Annotated in this window: 21 protein-coding genes; all 21 read right to left on the reverse strand. The window is 39.6% G+C overall.

Going from position 1 to position 18,151, the window contains the following annotated elements; all coding sequences use genetic code 11:
• Positions 1-30: 30 nt before the first annotated feature.
• On the reverse strand, positions 31-972 hold the full coding sequence (gene whiA, locus BC6307_RS19475; RefSeq protein WP_066420750.1) for a DNA-binding protein WhiA: 942 nt from the start codon (positions 970-972) through the stop codon (positions 31-33).
• 71 nt (positions 973-1,043) lie between these two features.
• A complete protein-coding gene (locus BC6307_RS19480) occupies positions 1,044-2,006 on the reverse strand; it encodes a gluconeogenesis factor YvcK family protein (RefSeq protein WP_066420752.1) in 963 nt (320 codons plus the stop codon).
• Entirely contained in the window at positions 2,006-2,896 is an 891-nt protein-coding gene (gene rapZ, locus BC6307_RS19485; protein WP_066420754.1) for an RNase adapter RapZ, read from the reverse strand. Before rapZ ends, BC6307_RS19480 begins: the two co-directional genes overlap by 1 nt.
• A gap of 49 nt (positions 2,897-2,945) precedes the next feature.
• Positions 2,946-3,410, reverse strand: coding sequence for an 8-oxo-dGTP diphosphatase (locus BC6307_RS19490; RefSeq protein WP_066420758.1), 465 nt, complete (start codon positions 3,408-3,410; stop codon positions 2,946-2,948).
• A gap of 409 nt (positions 3,411-3,819) precedes the next feature.
• Entirely contained in the window at positions 3,820-4,773 is a 954-nt protein-coding gene (gene trxB / locus BC6307_RS19495) for a thioredoxin-disulfide reductase (protein WP_066420761.1), read from the reverse strand.
• Positions 4,774-4,934: 161 nt separating this feature from the next.
• Positions 4,935-6,356, reverse strand: coding sequence for a tetratricopeptide repeat protein (locus tag BC6307_RS19500; RefSeq protein ID WP_066420763.1), 1,422 nt, complete (start codon positions 6,354-6,356; stop codon positions 4,935-4,937).
• Positions 6,357-6,537: 181 nt separating this feature from the next.
• Complete coding sequence (gene hisIE, locus BC6307_RS19505) at positions 6,538-7,155, reverse strand: bifunctional phosphoribosyl-AMP cyclohydrolase/phosphoribosyl-ATP diphosphatase HisIE (RefSeq protein WP_066420764.1); 618 nt, start codon at positions 7,153-7,155, stop codon at positions 6,538-6,540.
• A complete protein-coding gene (gene hisF / locus BC6307_RS19510; protein ID WP_066420766.1) occupies positions 7,152-7,910 on the reverse strand; it encodes an imidazole glycerol phosphate synthase subunit HisF in 759 nt (252 codons plus the stop codon). Before hisF ends, hisIE begins: the two co-directional genes overlap by 4 nt.
• Positions 7,910-8,644 (reverse strand): 1-(5-phosphoribosyl)-5-[(5-phosphoribosylamino)methylideneamino]imidazole-4-carboxamide isomerase, encoded by a 735-nt coding sequence (hisA, locus tag BC6307_RS19515; protein ID WP_066420767.1) that lies wholly within the window; start codon positions 8,642-8,644, stop codon positions 7,910-7,912. Before hisA ends, hisF begins: the two co-directional genes overlap by 1 nt.
• Complete coding sequence (hisH, locus tag BC6307_RS19520) at positions 8,641-9,258, reverse strand: imidazole glycerol phosphate synthase subunit HisH (RefSeq protein ID WP_066420768.1); 618 nt, start codon at positions 9,256-9,258, stop codon at positions 8,641-8,643. The genes hisA and hisH overlap by 4 nt, the downstream gene beginning before the upstream one ends.
• Positions 9,259-9,846, reverse strand: coding sequence for an imidazoleglycerol-phosphate dehydratase HisB (hisB, locus tag BC6307_RS19525; protein ID WP_066420769.1), 588 nt, complete (start codon positions 9,844-9,846; stop codon positions 9,259-9,261). It lies immediately after the preceding gene.
• A 15-nt stretch (positions 9,847-9,861) separates the two neighbouring features.
• Positions 9,862-11,130, reverse strand: a complete 1,269-nt coding sequence (hisD, locus tag BC6307_RS19530) for a histidinol dehydrogenase (protein WP_066420770.1) — start codon at positions 11,128-11,130, stop codon at positions 9,862-9,864.
• Entirely contained in the window at positions 11,127-11,762 is a 636-nt protein-coding gene (gene hisG, locus BC6307_RS25185; RefSeq protein ID WP_066420771.1) for an ATP phosphoribosyltransferase, read from the reverse strand. The genes hisD and hisG overlap by 4 nt, the downstream gene beginning before the upstream one ends.
• Positions 11,763-11,765: 3 nt before the next feature.
• Positions 11,766-12,941 (reverse strand): ATP phosphoribosyltransferase regulatory subunit, encoded by a 1,176-nt coding sequence (locus BC6307_RS25190; protein ID WP_174522393.1) that lies wholly within the window; start codon positions 12,939-12,941, stop codon positions 11,766-11,768.
• Between the two features lie 586 nt (positions 12,942-13,527).
• Positions 13,528-14,046: an acyltransferase gene (locus tag BC6307_RS19540; protein ID WP_066421696.1), complete on the reverse strand. Its 519-nt coding sequence runs from the start codon at positions 14,044-14,046 to the stop codon at positions 13,528-13,530.
• The gene (ppaX, locus tag BC6307_RS19545; protein ID WP_066421698.1) at positions 14,043-14,690 is read right to left on the reverse strand and encodes a pyrophosphatase PpaX; all 648 of its coding nucleotides are present in this window, start codon (positions 14,688-14,690) and stop codon (positions 14,043-14,045) included. The genes BC6307_RS19540 and ppaX overlap by 4 nt, the downstream gene beginning before the upstream one ends.
• On the reverse strand, positions 14,680-15,624 hold the full coding sequence (locus BC6307_RS19550) for a nucleoside recognition domain-containing protein (protein WP_066421700.1): 945 nt from the start codon (positions 15,622-15,624) through the stop codon (positions 14,680-14,682). Before BC6307_RS19550 ends, ppaX begins: the two co-directional genes overlap by 11 nt.
• 29 nt (positions 15,625-15,653) lie before the next feature.
• A complete protein-coding gene (gene lgt / locus BC6307_RS19555) occupies positions 15,654-16,469 on the reverse strand; it encodes a prolipoprotein diacylglyceryl transferase (RefSeq protein ID WP_066421702.1) in 816 nt (271 codons plus the stop codon).
• Positions 16,470-16,538: 69 nt separating this feature from the next.
• Positions 16,539-17,474: an HPr(Ser) kinase/phosphatase gene (gene hprK, locus BC6307_RS19560; RefSeq protein WP_066421704.1), complete on the reverse strand. Its 936-nt coding sequence runs from the start codon at positions 17,472-17,474 to the stop codon at positions 16,539-16,541.
• A gap of 120 nt (positions 17,475-17,594) precedes the next feature.
• Positions 17,595-17,951 carry a phage holin family protein gene (locus tag BC6307_RS19565; RefSeq protein WP_066421706.1) on the reverse strand — a complete coding sequence of 119 codons (357 nt, stop codon included), beginning with the start codon at positions 17,949-17,951 and terminating at the stop codon, positions 17,595-17,597.
• Complete coding sequence (locus BC6307_RS19570) at positions 17,951-18,151, reverse strand: PspC domain-containing protein (RefSeq protein WP_066421709.1); 201 nt, start codon at positions 18,149-18,151, stop codon at positions 17,951-17,953. Before BC6307_RS19570 ends, BC6307_RS19565 begins: the two co-directional genes overlap by 1 nt.

An 18,151-nucleotide genomic window follows, 5' to 3' on the forward strand; every position in this document is an offset into this window, starting at 1 on the left:
TTAATTCCTCCTTAAGTTCTCTCTATATATTTATACTTTTTCTCCTGAGCGTAGCTTTTCCGCTATTTCATCTATTTTTCTTAACCGATGGTTGATTCCAGATTTACTAATCGTACCGCTAGAGACCATTTCCCCAAGTTCTTTTAGTGTGACGTCTTGATACGTGACGCGTAGTTCGGCAATTTCTCTTAATTTATCTGGCAGTATTTGCAGTCCTACTGTTTGCTCGATAAATTTTATGTTTTCAACTTGTCTAATCGCTGCACCGATCGTTTTATTTAAGTTAGCTGTTTCACAATTTACGAGACGGTTTACCGAGTTACGCATATCGCGAACGATACGAATATCTTCAAACCTTAAAAGAGACTGGTGTGCACCAATAATGTTTAAAAACTCAGCTATTTTCTCTGCTTCTTTTAAATAGTTGATATATCCTTTTTTACGCTCTAACGTTTTACTGTTTAAGTGAAACATATTCATTAGGTCACATAATGATTCGTTATGCTCCTTGTACAGTGAAAATATTTCCAAGTGATACGAAGATGTTTCTGGATTGTTTACCGATCCACCTGCTAGAAATGCTCCGCGTAAATAAGAACGTTTACAACATTTCTTTTTTGTAATGTCTTCGGAAATTTCTCGAATGAACGTAAAACCGTCTTTCAAAATTTGAAGTTCCTCTAGTAAATAATGAGCTTGCTCCGAGTAACGAACGATATAAACGTTATTCTTTTTCAGTCTCATTTTTTTTCGAACTAGCAATTCAATGGACACATCATACAGTCTTTTTGTTAACGTATAAATGCGTCTTGCGATTGCTGCATTTTCAGTTTGAATATCTAATATTAACTTTTTATTGGAAAAAGATAAAGAGCCATTCATTCTTATGAGTGCGGATAGTTCTGCTTTTACACAACAATCTTTTATTTCTAACGTTGTTAGTTCTTTTTTCGTTTCTGATGCGTAAGACATCCCATAATCCCCCCATTATTATTTGTGGGGAAGCGATAAGGTATCCCTTACCTCTAACCACCTTCATTTACTCAAGTTACATCAATCATTGAATATAAAAGAGACGCCACTTTATCTGTATCATGGCGAATTACTCCATCTTCATAACGGATAAGGTTATCTTGAATGATTTCAAGGCCAATCGCTTGTAGCTTATCCTCATCCACTTCTACAGGTAGTGCTAACTCTTTCGTATAGCGTTCTTGCACGTTGGCTGGTATGTTTTCATTGTTAACAAGAATGGTATCAATAAAAGGCCGAGCCATATGGTCGTATAACGCTTGAACGTGATCACTTGCTTTATAAGATAATGTTTCTCCGGCTTGGGTCATCACATTACAAATGTACACCTTTTTTGCTTTCGCTTCACAAACGGCTTCTCCGATTTTCGGTACTAGCAAATTCGGTAAAATACTCGTATATAGGCTTCCAGGACCGATAATAATTAAGTCCGCACTGCTAATTTCTTCTAACGTTTCAGGAAGAGGCTCCACTTTTTCTGGTGATAAAAATACTCGTTTTACTTTCTTGCCGGAATACGGTATTTTCGATTCCCCCGAAACAATCGTACCATCCTCCATTTCAGCGTGAAGGACAACACTTTGGTTAGCTGCTGGAAGCACTTTACCACGTACATTTAATACTTTACTCATTTCACGAATGGCGGTTACAAAATCACCACGTATCGTTGTCATTGCAGCTAATAATAAATTGCCTAATGAATGCCCAGATAGTCCGTTTCCAGTATTAAATCGATGCTGAAAAAGGTCTTCGATTAACGGTTCCACTTCGGATAACGCTGCGAGTACATTTCGTACATCTCCCGGTGGTGGAATATCCAATTCATCCCTTAATCTTCCCGAACTTCCTCCATCGTCTGCAACGGTCACGACTGCTGTAATATCAATGTTGTATTTTTTCAATCCGCGTAATAAAACAGGTAACCCTGTACCGCCACCAATAATGACGACTTTTGGAAGTTTCGTCTCACTCATTAATGTCGTTCCTTTCTACGCTCGATATCGCGATGTGTCACGATTGTTTCGTAGTCTTCACCAAAATGCTTTGCGAAGTATTCTGCTAACGTGACAGATCGATGCTGGCCACCTGTACAACCAATTGCAACGACAAGTTGACTTTTTCCTTCACGTTTATAATAAGGAAGCATAAATGTTAATAAATCGGTTAACTTCTCGATGAACTTTTGTGTTTCTGTCCATTTTAGCACATAAGAGGATACTTCTTCATCTAATCCAGTCATTGGCCTCATATGATCGATGTAATGAGGGTTCGGTAAAAAACGCACATCAAACACTAAGTCCGCATCAATTGGGATCCCGTATTTAAACCCAAAAGATAGTACGTTTACTTTAAACGTATGTTTTGAATGCGTTGCGAATTGATGGAGGATTTTTTCGCGTAGCTCTCGTGGTTTTAAATCGGTAGTATCGAGTATAAGTTGAGCGCGACCTTTCAGTTCTTCTAACAGCTCACGTTCATGCTGAATACCTTCAAGCGGTAACCCCGTTTTTGCAAGTGGATGTGATCGTCTCGTTTCTTTATATCTACTAACGAGGGCAGAATCTTTCGCATCTAAAAATAAAATATGCGGTGTTACCCAAGAAATTTCAGACATATCGTCTAACGCTTCGAATAAACTATCGAAAAATTCACGACCTCGTAAATCCATTCCGAGCGCAACTTTATTCATTTTACTTCCCGTATCTTCCATTAGCTCTAAAAATTTAGGAAGAAGGGATGGTGGTAAATTGTCGACACAGAAAAAACCTAAATCTTCTAAGCTTTGGATCGCTACTGTTTTCCCTGCTCCACTCATGCCGGTAATGATGACTAGTTGGATATCACTACTAGAACCTGTGCTCATCATAATTCCTCCCTATAAGAAATACTTGTAGCATTTTTGACTCATGCCATTAGTTTGGATCTAAACGGTAAGACAATAGCTCAAAATCGGAAGTATACGTAAACGTTCCGTAAATCATTCCTGTACCATTAATTAAATAGTCTAATATATGATAATCGCCAGGCGCCATTGGAAGCTCACTTACTGCTTCTACATCGTGCCATTCGATTTTACCTTCTTCAGATTGTTGTACGTTTTTTCCGTCATATTCTGTTGCTAAAAAGGAAAACATCATCCATTCCGAAACTATTTTATCTTCCTCTTTATCTTTCATAATAAAGGTAAAAACACCTTTTAAATTCGGATTTTTTAAATATATTCCGGTCTCTTCACGGTACTCACGGACAACAGAATCTTTGACCGATTCCTCTAGCTCCATTTTACCGCCTGGTGCCACCCACCAACCACGTCTCGGCTTTTGTAAAAGTAACACCTTATCATTTGATAATAAAATACAGTTCGTTACTCTTTGCATCTTTTCACCTCGAATTATACACTTATGTTCATTTTATCCTACCGTGAACAGTGTATTACTTTTATTTTACTGTATATATAAAAAAGAAAACACCGTAAAAATCTACAAAATATCGAATTATATCTATTTAGTATATCCTTTCTTTATGTATTGGACAATTAATATTGTTAGCTTCTCTATTAAGAGGATTTCTAGTATATTATTTTCAGAAAATTTAATTATATATACTCAAAAAAAGACACAGGTAAAAGGGAACCTGTGCCAAAAAAATTTATTAAAAGGGGGTCAATTACTACCTTTATAATAAACGATTATTGTTTCAATGCTGTTACAGCATCATTAAAGGGAAGTTACTTTTTCGTTAACAGACAGCCTGACAAATTTTACATATTAATCTTATATAACAATATTATTTCGCTTCCGCTTTTAACTCTTCTAACAGCTCTTCCACATAATGTTGGGCAGCTTGGGCAGCAATACTACCGTCACCTGTAGCTGTTACAATTTGACGTAGTGATTTTTCACGAATGTCCCCTGCCGCAAAAATGCCAGGCACTCTCGTTTCCATGTTATCATTTGTTTCGATATATCCCATTTCATTCGTAATGCCAAGACCGTTAAACGGCTTCGATAGTGGAAGCATTCCGATATATACGAATACACCGTCCGCTTTAAAGTCTTTTTCTTCTCCGTTTTCTGTACTTACTAACGTTACAGAGCCAACTTTTCCATCTTTTTCGTTAATTTCTTTCACTGTATGGTTCCAAATGAAATCAATCTTTTCATTATCAAACGCACGTTGTTGAAGAATTTTTTGGGCACGTAATTGGTCACGACGGTGAACGATTGTTACTTTTGAAGCAAAGCGTGTTAAGTATACACCTTCCTCAACTGCTGAGTCTCCCCCACCAATAACGACAAGCTCTCTTTCTTTAAAGAATGCTCCATCACATACTGCACAGTAAGATACACCGCGGCCACCAAGTTCTTTTTCTCCAGGTATGCCAAGCTTTTTATATTCCGCTCCGCTTGAAATAATAATCGATCGGCCTTTATATTCTTTACTTCCAGCTTTTACTGTTTTATATTCTTTTCCGTCTACTACTTCTTTTACATCTCCGTACGCATATTCTGCGCCGAATTTTTTCGCATGATCAAACATTTTTGTAGAAAGTTCAGGTCCTAAAATATGGTCAAATCCAGGATAGTTTTCCACTTCCTCTGTGTTTGCCATTTGTCCTCCTGGAACTCCACGCTCTATCATTAAAGTGCTTAAATTTGCACGGGACGTATATACCGCTGCTGTCATTCCTGCAGGACCAGCCCCGATAATAATCACATCATAAATTTTTTCTTCAGACATGTTTGTCACTCCTTAGCCGACAATAATTATAATAAGTTCTTTTAAAAGTATTCCCTAATACTATCGTATAAAACACGTTCGATTTCGTCCATCTTTTTGCTTGTATACTTGTAAATTTCACGTGAATTGTAACATATGCCAAAAACCTTCTTTCTATTTTTTTAAGAAAGAAGGCTTTGAATAACTTTTATATGTTTTCTTAATGTACTTACCGAAACACCGTATCGGTTTGCAAGCGAAGTTTGGGTTATTTTCATCCCTTGGGTGATCGTATAAACGTACGTAAAAGCACTTGCCCAAGCATCAACATTTTTAATTTCCATGTTCGCTTCCACTGTTTTTACGAATAAGGCAAACCATTCCTTTACAGCACTCATATCCATCTGTTCGTTTAACTGCAGCGCAACTTTATAGCTGTTTTGGATGGACAGTGGCAAATGCTGTTGGTGAAGAAAAGCATACGTCGCAAAATCGCGAACTAGTGGGGTCATTCCACCTTGTTGCAATTGTTCCTTTATATCAACATTTTTCTGTAAGCTAACTTCAAAAGTGTTGAATAGCTGCAATGCTTCATCCTCTATTTTCTTTCCATCTTGTTCCCAAGGAGCAGAACCGTATTTACTCGGATTACTTTCAAGCACTTTCTCCCACGCTTGATAAGCAATATTTTCATTTCCGGTATGGTATGCAGCAAAGCTTAACCAGTAATAATACGTTCCATCACCTTGAAATCCAGTGCGTTGTAAGGAACGAAGCCAGTTGTAAGCTAAATCGTAACGACCAACCATCCCGAACGTTGCCCCTAGCTTGTAACGATGCTCAATTAAAATTGGGTTTACCTTTTCTAACTGGTCAATTAAGTTTTTTACTTTTTTAAACTTTCCTTCGTAGTAATAAAACACAACGAGGTTACAAAGAGCATGAAGATTTCCTTCGTTCTTTTCTAAAACATCATACGAAACTTCCATCGCCTTTTGAACATTTCCTTGATAAAAGTAAGCTAGCGATAAATTGTTGTATCCCGACCAAAATTGCGGATACTCGTCGATCATTTCTAAAAGAAGATCAATTGCTTCCTCCAATTTTCCTTCCTCTAGCAACGCACGAGCATCTTCTTGCATGACAATTAACTGATCCTGTGTTGTACCAGTTGTCTCATCTTCATCCGCATCAATTTCTAAAAGTTCTAGTAAATCTTCTGCCTCTTCTACGAACTCTCCATCTGGTTCATACGTTAAATATTCTTCAACGTGCTTTTTCGCTTCTTGGAAAAGCCCGATAAAGGCATAGTTGTTTGCTAGGAAGTAATGACAATCATACATTGTTGGCTCAAGTTCTTCTAAAATTTGCTCAAAATATTCGTTAGAACGTTGATAGTCTCCTAACTCCATTAGTACAATGGCGTACTGAGAAATAATATTCGCATCACTTGGCTTCATATGAGTTGCACGTTGTAACCATTTTTTCGCTTTATATAAATCACGCTTACGGTAGGCGTGTAAACCTTTTTCAAAATAAAAATCACCATTTTGGGCAAATGGGATAATCTTCGCTTCTTTTTTCACATTTGAGTATTTTCCCATTAAGCAGCCTCCGTCTTTCAATCTTCCTCAACCTTCGTAGTATAACATACGAATGCTTATTCGGAACAGATGAAGTTTAAGGAATAAATGTTTGTGGAGGGTACGAGGTGGAAGATGTTTGCGAATAAAGGCTAATTCAAAAAAAATGCTAGGCCTCACCGAAAGGAAAGCCTAGCATTTATTATTTTTTATGTCGCTCCTGTAATACGGCTAATACTTCGTTTAAGGAGACATTTTGCTCGCGTAATAATACGAGCGTGTGGTAAAGAAGATCAGCTGTTTCCCACGTTAGCTCTTCTCGATCGCGGTTTTTCGCTGCGATAATGACTTCCGCTGCTTCTTCGCCAACTTTTTTTAAGATCTTATCGACACCTTTTTCAAAAAGATACGTTGTGTATGCCCCTTCTGGCATTTCTTGTTGGCGTTCTTTAATCGTATTTTCAAGTTCTCGTAAAATAGCTAGACTACCAGATTTGCTTTCGTTTGCCACGACTACTTCGTTAAAACATGTCGTTTCTCCTGTATGACAGGCTGGGCCGGTTGGTTCTACTAAAACAACGATCGCATCACCGTCACAATCTAGTTTAAGCTCGACTACTTTTTGTGTATTGCCGCTCGTTGCCCCTTTATGCCAAAGCTCCCCGCGGGAACGACTCCAAAACCACGTTTCCTTCGTTTCTAACGTTTTTTGTAACGACACTTCATTCATATAAGCGAGTGTTAAAACTTCCTTCGATTCCGCGTCTTGTACAATGGCAGGAACAAGTCCAGCACTGTCCCATTTTATTTTTTCGTTCATCGAACTGCCACTCCTCGCGCTTTTAAGTATGATTTAACTTCTGCAACTGATGTTTCTTTATAGTGGAAAATGGAAGCCGCTAATGCTGCATCTGCCTTTCCTTCTTCGAAAGCATCATAAAAATGGTCCGCACTGCCAGCACCACCGGAAGCAATGACAGGTACAGAAACGGCGGAGCTCACTGCTTTTGTTAGCGCAAGATTAAAGCCACTCTTCTCCCCATCACTATCCATACTTGTTAATAAAATTTCTCCTGCACCACGGAGAACTGCTTCTTTCGCCCAAGCGGTCACTTCCCAGTCGGTTGCATTTCTCCCACCGTGTGTAAAAACTCGCCATGAGCCTAATCCTTCATCGTATTTTGCATCGATAGCAACGACGATACATTGGGAGCCAAAGTAGTTCGCTCCTTCTGTAATAACCTCTGGATTAAGTAGCGCCGCTGTGTTTAAGGACACTTTATCTGCACCAGCACGTAAAATACGTTTCATATCTTCTAAACTATTAATACCGCCACCGACCGTGAACGGAATGGCAAGTGTCGCCGCCACGTTCCGGACAACATCGACCATCGTTTGTCTCCCTTCATGGGAAGCTGAAATATCTAAAAAGACGAGTTCATCCGCACCTTCACGGTCATAAAAGGTCGCCAATTCAACCGGGTCTCCAGCATCTCGTAACCCAACAAATTGAATACCTTTTACGACACGACCGTCTTTTACATCTAAACATGGGATAATTCGTTTCGTTAACATTATTGACCACTAACCTTTTCTAATGCAGCTTTTAATTCGACTCTACCGGTGTAAATCGCTTTTCCGACAATTGCGCCAGAAACCCCTTCACTTTCGAACTGTTGGAGCTTTTGCAAGTCTGCTAGTGAACTAACCCCACCTGAAGCAATAACGCTTTTTCCGGTAACTTTTGCTAACTCAACAATCGCATCAACATTCGGGCCAGATAACATCCCATCTGTTGCAATATCAGTAAATATAAACGTTTCCGCTCCAGCTTCGGCTAACTTTACACCAAGTTCTGTTGCTTTTAGTGTAGAAGTTGTAGTCCAGCCTTCTGTTGCGACAAAGCCATCTTTCGCATCGATGCCAATGACGATTTTTTCCTTATACTTTTGCAACATCTCTTTTACAAAAGCGGGATTATTTATCGCCGCACTTCCTAAAATGACACGGTCCACTCCTTGAGATAAATAGTGTTCGACCACTTGCTCTGTACGGATGCCACCACCAATTTGGACTTTGACCGGCAGCTCACGAGCAACTTGAAGAACAAAAGTATCATTTACAGGCTCTTGTGCTTTAGCACCATCGAGGTCTACCATATGAATCCACGTCGCACCACTATCCGCAAATGTTTTTGCCATTTCAAAAGGCGAATCACCGTACACTGTTTCCTTGTCATAATCCCCTTGTAGAAGTCGAACACATTTGCCACCTCTCATATCGATTGCTGGAAATATCGTAAAACTCATACTCGAACCCCCTCGACTAGTTGCACAAAATTTTGCAAAATCGTGATGCCTACTTCACTACTTTTTTCTGGGTGAAATTGCGTTCCGAACACATTTCCTTCTCCGACTACTGCTGGCACTGTTACACCGTAGTTGCTACTTGCAATTAGTGTATCTTCACTTGCTAGCTTTACGTAGTAAGAATGAACGAAATAGACGAACTCTTCCGGTACATTCGTTAGCAGAGGTGAAGCTTGTTGAAAACGTAGCTTATTCCAGCCCATATGCGGGACTTTCAAATTGCTATCTGGAAACTTTACAACATTTCCTTTTAATAAGCCTAGTCCAGCTGTTTTGCCATTTTCTTCACTACTATCAAATAAAAGCTGCATCCCTAAGCAAATACCGAGTAACGGCTTTCCACTTACAGCTTGTGCTTTTAAAAATTGTGCCAACCGTGTTTCCTGTAAAATATTCATCGCATCGTGAAACGAGCCAACACCTGGTAGTAAAAGCCCGTCTGCCCCTGCGAGCGTTTCTTGTTCTGATGAAATAAAATAAGGGACGTTCATTCGTTCAAGCGCTTTACTGACGCTAAACAAATTACCCATTCCGTAATCTACAATTCCGATCATTTATAACATCCCTTTCGTTGATGGCACACCTTTCACCCTTGGATCGACGGTCGTTGCTTCGTCTAAAGCTCGACCTAGTGCTTTAAAAATTGCTTCAATAATATGGTGAGTATTCGTCCCGTAATGAACGATAACGTGTAAATTCATGCGTGCTTCGAGGGCTAGCTTCCATAAAAATTCGTGAACAAGTTCGGTATCAAATGTTCCTACCTTTTGACTAGGAAACTCGGCTCTTATTTCTAAATGAGGACGATTACTTAAGTCGACTACCACTTGAGCAAGTGCTTCATCCATTGGAACGAACGCATTTCCGTAACGCTTTATTCCTTTTTTATCACCTAAAGCTGTAAGAAGTGCTTGCCCTAACACGATGCCGATATCTTCCGTCGTATGGTGGTCATCAATTTCGACATCTCCGTTCGCTTGAAGGGTAACGTCAAATTGGCCGTGTTTCGTAAAAAGATCGAGCATATGGGTCATGAACGGTACTGGCGTTGTTAAGTCTGCTTTTCCTTCCCCATCGATGTTAAAAGAAAGCTGTATTTGTGTTTCATTTGTATTTCGTTCAATTGATGCTGTTCTCGTCATTTTGTTTCCCCACCCTTATTTTTTCAATCGTATATCTACCGCGCGTGCATGTGCTTCTAAACCTTCCAGTCTAGCAAAAGCGGCAATTTTTTCGCCATTTTGTTGCAATGCTTTTTCACTATAAAAAATCACATTTGATTTTTTTACAAATTCATCGACAGATAGTCCACTCGAAAACGTTGCAGTCCCGTTTGTTGGTAATACGTGATTCGGACCGGCAAAATAGTCGCCAACTGGCTCCGTACTATATCTTCCGAGGAAAATGGCTCCTGCATGCTTGATCATCGGTAAAACACTCATCGGTTCGTTCGTTAACACTTCTAAATGCTCAGGTGCTAGAGTATTAACGGTTTCCACCGCTTCTTCTAAAGATTTTGCAACGTAAATCGCCCCGAATTGTTCGATGGAAGCACGTGCAATCTCTTGACGCGGTAAAGTGGCTAGTTGTTTTTTTACTTCTATTAAAACCTCTTCTGCTAGCTTCATAGAGGTTGTTACTAATACGCTGGAGGCTAGTTCATCATGCTCTGCTTGCGATAATAAGTCAGCAGCCACTTCGTCCGCCTGTGCCGTTTCATCTGCTAGTACAACAATTTCGCTCGGCCCTGCAATACTATCAATATCGACTTGTCCGTACACTTCTCTTTTTGCTAAAGCAACGAACACATTTCCTGGCCCGACTATTTTATGTACGGGCTGAATCGACTCGGTCCCATACGCTAATGCTGCAACAGCTTGTGCTCCACCAACTTTATATATTTCTTTCACACCTAAAAGGTCAGCTGCGACTAATACACCAGCTGGTAGTTTCCCTGTTTCATCAGGAGGGCTCACCATCGCAATTCTAGTTACTCCCGCAACTTGAGCTGGAATAACATTCATTAATACAGACGACGGGTACGCCGCTTTTCCACCTGGAACGTATACCCCGACCGCATCTAACGGTGTAATTTTTTGCCCAAGTAACGTTCCCGTTTCATCCGTAGTGAACCACGAATTACGAACTTGTTTTTCATGGTAGGAACGAATATTGATTGCAGCTTCTTTGAAGATCGTAATCATTTCTGCTGGTAATTCTTCGTATGCTGCGCTAATTTCTTCCTCTGTAACTTTTAGTTGAGAAAGTGCGGCTCCATCCCATTTTTCCGTATATTCATATAACGCTTTATCGCCGTTACGTTTTACATTTTCAATGATTGATAATACGGCACTGCGTTGTTCTTCTGTTCCTTGATCAATCGAACGTTTAATCGAAAGCGTATCCGTTATTCTACTAATTTTCATACGGCATTCTCCTTACGCTCGATTACTTTTGTAAGTCTTGCTACTAATTCATCAATAGTGCTGTCTTTTAATCGATAGCTTACTGGATTCACAACAAGTCTTGATGTGATAGGGGAAATTTGTTCAAACTCCACTAAGCCGTTTTCCTTTAATGTTCTTCCAGTGGAAACGATGTCGACGATGCGGTCCGCAAGACCAATTAATGGCGCAAGTTCAATTGATCCATTTAGTTTAATAATTTCCACTTGCTCGCCTTTTTCTCGATAAAAGCTCGAAGCAATTTTCGGATATTTCGTTGCGACTTTTTTTACCACTCCTGACCATTCCGATCCTGGTAGCCCCGCCTCCGCTAAATAGCAACCGCTAATATGAAGATCTAACACTTCATAAACGTCGCGCTCTTCTTCTAACATAACGTCCTTCCCAGCGATTCCGATGTCTGCTACCCCATGCTCTACATACGTTGTAACGTCCATCGGTTTTGCAAGAATAAACCGCATATTTTCATTTGGTACATCAACAATTAATTTACGTGAATTTTGAAGATCTGATGGGATGTCATATCCAGCTGCTAATAGCAACTCAACCGCTTCATCAAAAATTCTCCCTTTAGGCATCGCTACCGTTAACATCGCTTACACCTCACGATCTATAAAATAATATACTGTTTCGTATTGTTGGATACAGGCCTCTATATGTTGAAGTCCGTCGATGTCTTGAACGACTACTCGCTCCCCATCGTTTCTTTTCATTTGCGCATATTGTATCGCTTCTAGTTTTCGGTCTTTACTGAAAAGGACTAGTGACCGTGGAGCAATCTCACCTTTGTATCCCTTTGCGTCTAATAAACGGTCCAAATATAATCCAAACCCTGTTGCCGGTTTTTGTTTGTTGAATTTTTCAAAAAGTTGATTGTATCTTCCACCATTTCCAATTGGCGCACCAACATTGCCTGCATATACTTCAAATAGAATGCCAGTGTAATAGCTCATATGGCTTACGATGTTTAGATCTAATTTAACAAATTCTGTGACACCGTATGCTTCTAACATCGTCCATAATTGTTGGAGTTCTTCAATTGCTTGCACTCCTTCCTCGCTTTCTACTAACGTTTGAGCGAGTTCAATTTTGGAGTAGTCTCCTCTAACTTGAAGTAATGTTAGTAATCGTTGTTCTTCCTTTGAGTCTAACTGTAAGCTTTTCACGTATTCACGATAGCCAACGTAATTTTTTTCGTATAAAAATCTCCCTAACTTTTCCGCATTTTCTTCCGTCTTGACCACTTCTAGGAAAAGCTGTTGAACGAAGCCGATATGTCCGACGGCAATCGTAAACGGTTGAATGTTTACTTTTTTTAACAGGGAGACTAATAAAGCAATCATCTCTGCATCTGCACTAATGGTGCCGTCACCGATGCATTCTACACCGACCTGTTCAAACTCTGCCGGCTTCCCCGCTTCATTCTGTTGAGCGCGAAACACATTGCCTGAGTATGCGAGGCGAAGTGGTTGCTGTGCAGTGTCCTCCATTTGTGATGCCGCAACTCGAGCAATTGGTGCCGTCATGTCTGGTCTAAGTACTAACGTTTTCCCTTGCTGGTCGAGCAGTTTAAAAAGCTGATGATCAAGGATCGCAGAAGCTGATCCTACAGTGTCGTAATATTCAAGCGTAGGTGTATCCATAAACTGATAACCCCAACTATTAATCTCGGAGGCTAGCAATTTTTTAATCGTCTGTTTTGCTTCATATAAAGCTGGGAGCGTATCCCGCATCCCGAGCGGTTTTTCAAACGTAAAGAGCTTTGACATGATGTACACGTCCTTTTATTTTTAGTTTTCTGATTTATCTTAAATCCTTTAGTCTGCTAATATGGTAATATGTTAACAAATTAAAAGTTTGTGGTCAAGGAAATTTATTACTTTCTGTTTTGGTGGATTGATAGTGAGCATAAACGAGCATGTATTGCACATAAATGAGGAGATGTTGAACATAAACGGCTGTTTATTAAACATATTGGCGGTGGGACTACTAGCAATGCACATAAACTGAAAGATGTTACACACAAACGGAGGGATATTGCTCATAAATGAGGAGATGTTGAACATAAAACGGCTGTTTATTAAACATATTGGCGATGGGACTACTAGCAATGCACATAAACTGAAAGATGATACTCACAAACGGAGGGGTATTGCACATAAAGGGTGAGATGTTGAACATAAACAGTGGCTTATTTAACATATTGGCGGTGGGAACATTGGCATTGCACATAAACTGAGGAATGTTACACACAAACGGAGGGATATTGCTCATAAATGAGGAGATGTTGAACATGAAACGGTTGCTTTAAACACATATTCCGTAAAACAAAAAAACAACCTAACTGCCACTAAGCGATTAGGTTGTTTCCTTTTTATTTCGTTCTTCCATTTCTTCTTTTGTGTAAATAATGCGCATCGGGTTGCCACCGACGAAGGCACCAGCTGGGACGTCTTTATGGACGAGTGTGCCAGCTGAGACGATGGCGCCATCGCCGATTTTGATACCTGGTAAAATCGTTGAGTTCGCACCGATCATGACTTCATCGCCAATTATAACGTCACCGAGGCGGTATTCTTTTATTAAATATTCGTGCGCTAAAATTGTTGTGTTATAGCCAATAACCGTATTCTGGCCGACGCTAATTTTTTCTGGAAACATCACATCAAGCATGACCATAAGGGCAAATGATGTTTGGTCTCCTACTTTCATTCGTAAAAACGTTCGATATAACCAATTTTTCATTCCGAGGAGAGGAGTGTATCTAGCTAGTTGAATCACAATGAAGTTTTTGACTACTTTCCAGAATGGTACGGTTTTGTACACGTGCCAAAGCGAGTTGGCCCCTTCTACTGGATAGCGAGTCGTTTTTCTCATTCGTTTGTCACTCCGACGATTGGAAGGATGTCTTCCATATGCTCCAAGATATAGTCTGGTTCATATTTTTTCAAGAAGTCGATACCTTTTAACGTCCAGCTAACAGCAACTGTTTTAGTACCTGCATTTTTACCTGATAAAATATCGTGATAGTTGTCACCGACCATTAACGCTTCTTCCGGCTTAGCGTCCAGTTGTTTCAAAGCAAGTAACACTGGTTCTGGATCTGGTTTCGCCTTTTCCACATGGTCTAAAGCAACAATTACGTCAAAAAACTGATCTAACTTAGAAAGTTTCAGTCCCATATGAACAGCTGGGCTCATTTTCGTTGTTACGATCCCAAGCTTGATGCCCTTTTCATGCAATGTTTTCACTGTTTCAAAAACACCTTCGAAATCAGTTACCAGCTCATCGTGCATGCGTAAATTATACTCACGGTAATGATCAATCATTTCTTGTACTCGTTCTTTATCCATTTTCACGAACGTATCGTAAAGTGGTGGCCCCATAAACGTTAAAACGTCTTCTCGTTTATATTCACCAGGATAGTAATGGTCTAACGTGTGTAAAAATGAACTAATAATTAATTCGTTTGTATCGATTAATGTTCCGTCTAAATCAAAAAGTACTGTATTAATGCTCATAAGTGGCTTCCTTTCTTTTGGCAAGTTCCATTCGTTTCCAAACTTGTGCGATTACCATTGTTAGAACAATAGCTGTTACAACCCGAATGATTAGTAACGGCCAGACCGGTATACCTAGAGGGATAAAGACTAACGTATCCTCCACAACCGCGTGGCACGCTACGAGGAATATAAATGCGAGTGTAATATCTTTTTTACTAACATTATCCTCTTTTACTGCTTGAATCATAACACCGGCTCCGTAAGCTAAACCAATTGTTAAGCCGGCAGCTAATGTCATCGACGTATTTTCCTTCATACCGAGCATCCTTGTAAAAGGCGCCATTTTTTTCGAAAATGCATTTAGCCAACCTAAGTCTTTCATAAATTGTACAGCAACCATTAACGGAATAACGATAATTGCAAGCTGGACAATCCCTAAAATTCCTCGTTGAAATGCATCGAAAACAATTGGGAAAAAGCCGGTAATCACTTCTTCCTTCGGAGCAATCAGTCCGTATTGGGCCTGTTCACTCCCACCTTGCCACACTAAATTTATAATGATTCCTGAGAAAAAAGCTAAACCTAAACGTACTACTAATATAATCCAAATTTTGATTCCTACTCTTGCTGCGACAGTGGATTCTACTAATAGATTGTGGGAAAAGGAGAGCATCATTGCTAAAATAAATACTTCCTTTACCGTTAAATCTAACGTTAAAATAGCCCCTATCCCTGCATAAAGATTCAAAAAGTTTCCGACTACTAGCGGAATTGCTGCTTCTCCTGATAGGCCGAATATCCCCATAACCGGCGCAATAAAGTTTGTAATATATTGCAAGACAGGCGTATGCTGAAGAATACCAACGAGAATCGTTATTGGGAAAATGACTTTTCCTAGCGTCCACGTTGTTTGTAATCCAGCTTTTACCCCGTTTTTAAACGTGTTTTTCAAAGCCTTCCTCCCCCTTTGATGCTTTTTAATTAATTTTCTAAATAGCGTTTGTTCGCTTGCCCAGTAAGTCTGCGCACGATAATAAGTGCAACTGCTACAATAATTAAAACAATCGAAATTACTTGAGCAGTTCGAAGTAAATCAAAAATCATAAGGCTGTCTGTTCGTAAGCCTTCAATAAAGAAACGACCAATCGAATACCAAATAACGTACGTTAAAAATAGTTCCCCACGTTTTAAGTTTACTTTTCTCAATAAGAGTAAAATCGCAAAGCCAGTTAGATTCCATAATGATTCATAAAGGAAAGTTGGCTCGTAGTACGTACCTTGAATGTACATTTGGTTAATAATAAATTCTGGTAAGTGTAAGCCTTCTAAAAATTCTCTTGTTACCGCGTCTCCGTGAGCCTCTTGGTTCATGAAATTTCCCCAACGACCAATCGCTTGCCCTAAAATAATACTTGGCGCTGCAATATCTGCCACTTTCCAGAACGAAATGCCTTTTACTTTCGTAAACACAATAGCAGTAACCACAGCAGCAATTAAACCACCGTGGATGGCGAGACCACCTTCCCATATTTTTAAGATATCGCCTGGGTTTTTAGAGTAATAGTCCCATTGAAACGTGACGTAGTAAAGCCTTGCACCTAATATTGCGATTGGAATAGCAATTAGTACTAAATCTACCATTATATTTTTATCAAAACCGAGACGATCCGCTTCACGGGTGGCTACCCATAAAGCTAGAAGCGCACCAGCTCCAATAATGAACCCGTACCAATAAACAGTTAGTGGTCCTAACTGTAAAAGAACAGGGTTCAGTGGCTCAATTGCCCCTAAATACATTTTTATTCCCCTCCTTGTTTCTCCCTCTTTCTATCTATGTAACACTATAACACGATAACGTTTAGTACGTTAAATTTCTTCTCTTTCTCCTTCTTCAATTACATCTGCTAGGCGGTTCGTAAATTGCTCGGCCGCGTTCACACCCATTCTTTTTAGACGGAAGTTCATCGCTGCTACTTCAATAATAACGGCTAAGTTACGACCTGGACGAACTGGTACTGTTAGCTTCGTAATTTCCGTATCAATGATTTTCATTTTTTCTTCCTCTAAGCCGAGACGGTCATATTGCTTCGTTTTATCCCATAGCTCTAAATTAATACAAAGTGTAATTCGCTTATAGCTTCGCACAGCCCCTGCACCGAACAACGTCATAACGTTAATAATGCCTAGCCCTCTAATTTCAAGAAGGTGCTCGATAAGTTCTGGTGAATTACCAATTAGCGTATCCTCATCTTCTTGACGTATTTCTACACAGTCATCTGCAACTAAGCGGTGACCGCGTTTTACTAGCTCTAATGCTGTTTCACTTTTACCTACGCCACTTTTCCCTGTGATAAGTACCCCAACACCGTAAATGTCAACAAGAACTCCATGAATCGCCGTTGTCGGAGCTAATTTACTTTCCAAATAATTCGTTAGTCGGCTGGAAAGCTTTGTTGTTTTCAACGACGAGCGCATTAACGGTACACCTTCTTGTTCACACGCCTCTAAAAGCTCGGTTGGAACTTCCATTTCACGGGAAACGATTATCCCAGGTGTGATGTCTGTACAAAGGTTATCCATTCTGTGCTTTCGTTGTTCTGCTGTTAGACGATTAAAAAAGGTAAGCTCTGTTTTCCCTAATAGCTGAATTCGTTCCGCAGGGTAGAACGTAAAATCTCCTGCCATTTCTATACCTGGTCGGGATATATCACTCGTTGCGATTAGTCGGTTTACCCCTTCTTCTCCTGCGATTAAATCAAAATGAAATTTATCAATAATATCCTTTGTACGCACATTAGACATTGTATTTCCTCCTTAGCAGCACTATGTAAAATAATTGATTACATTTCTCCATTATACAATTGTACTTCCTTTAAATAAAGTAGGGGGCCTGAGCAAGCTCTGACCCCCTTTACAAATTATTTACTTTTTTTGCAACGGTTCTATAATTACTTTTTGGATAAGTACATTTAAAATGGAGATGAAGATGGCTGCAAGAATCGCCATACCAAAGCCATCAATATGAAAAGCATCTCCCATTAAGCCTGCTGTAATCCAAAGTGTAATAGCATTAATAACGAATAGGAAAAACCCTAGCGTTAAGACGGTAACAGGTAACGTTAACAAAATTAATATAGGTTTTACAATAACATTTAAAATAGACAGAATAAAACTTGCAATAATAGCAGCCCCGACTCCACTTAAATAAAAGGAATCAAAGTAACCTGCTACTACAATTAAAACAATTGCATTTACTAGTATACTGGCGAGCCATTTCATTAGCTATACGTATCTCCTTCATTTGGCATAATAAACACTAATATAAGATACGTCACTAACAATGGAAAACCTGAAGTTAGAATAGCAATGATAACAAAGATTACACGTAGTAACGTGGAATCCATCCCCATATAGTTTGCTAATCCACCTAAAACACCTGCGAGCTTTCGATCCGTTTTAGATCGTAATAGTTTCTTCAT

This window comes from Sutcliffiella cohnii (assembly GCF_002250055.1).
Lineage (GTDB): Bacteria > Bacillota > Bacilli > Bacillales > Bacillaceae_I > Sutcliffiella > Sutcliffiella cohnii.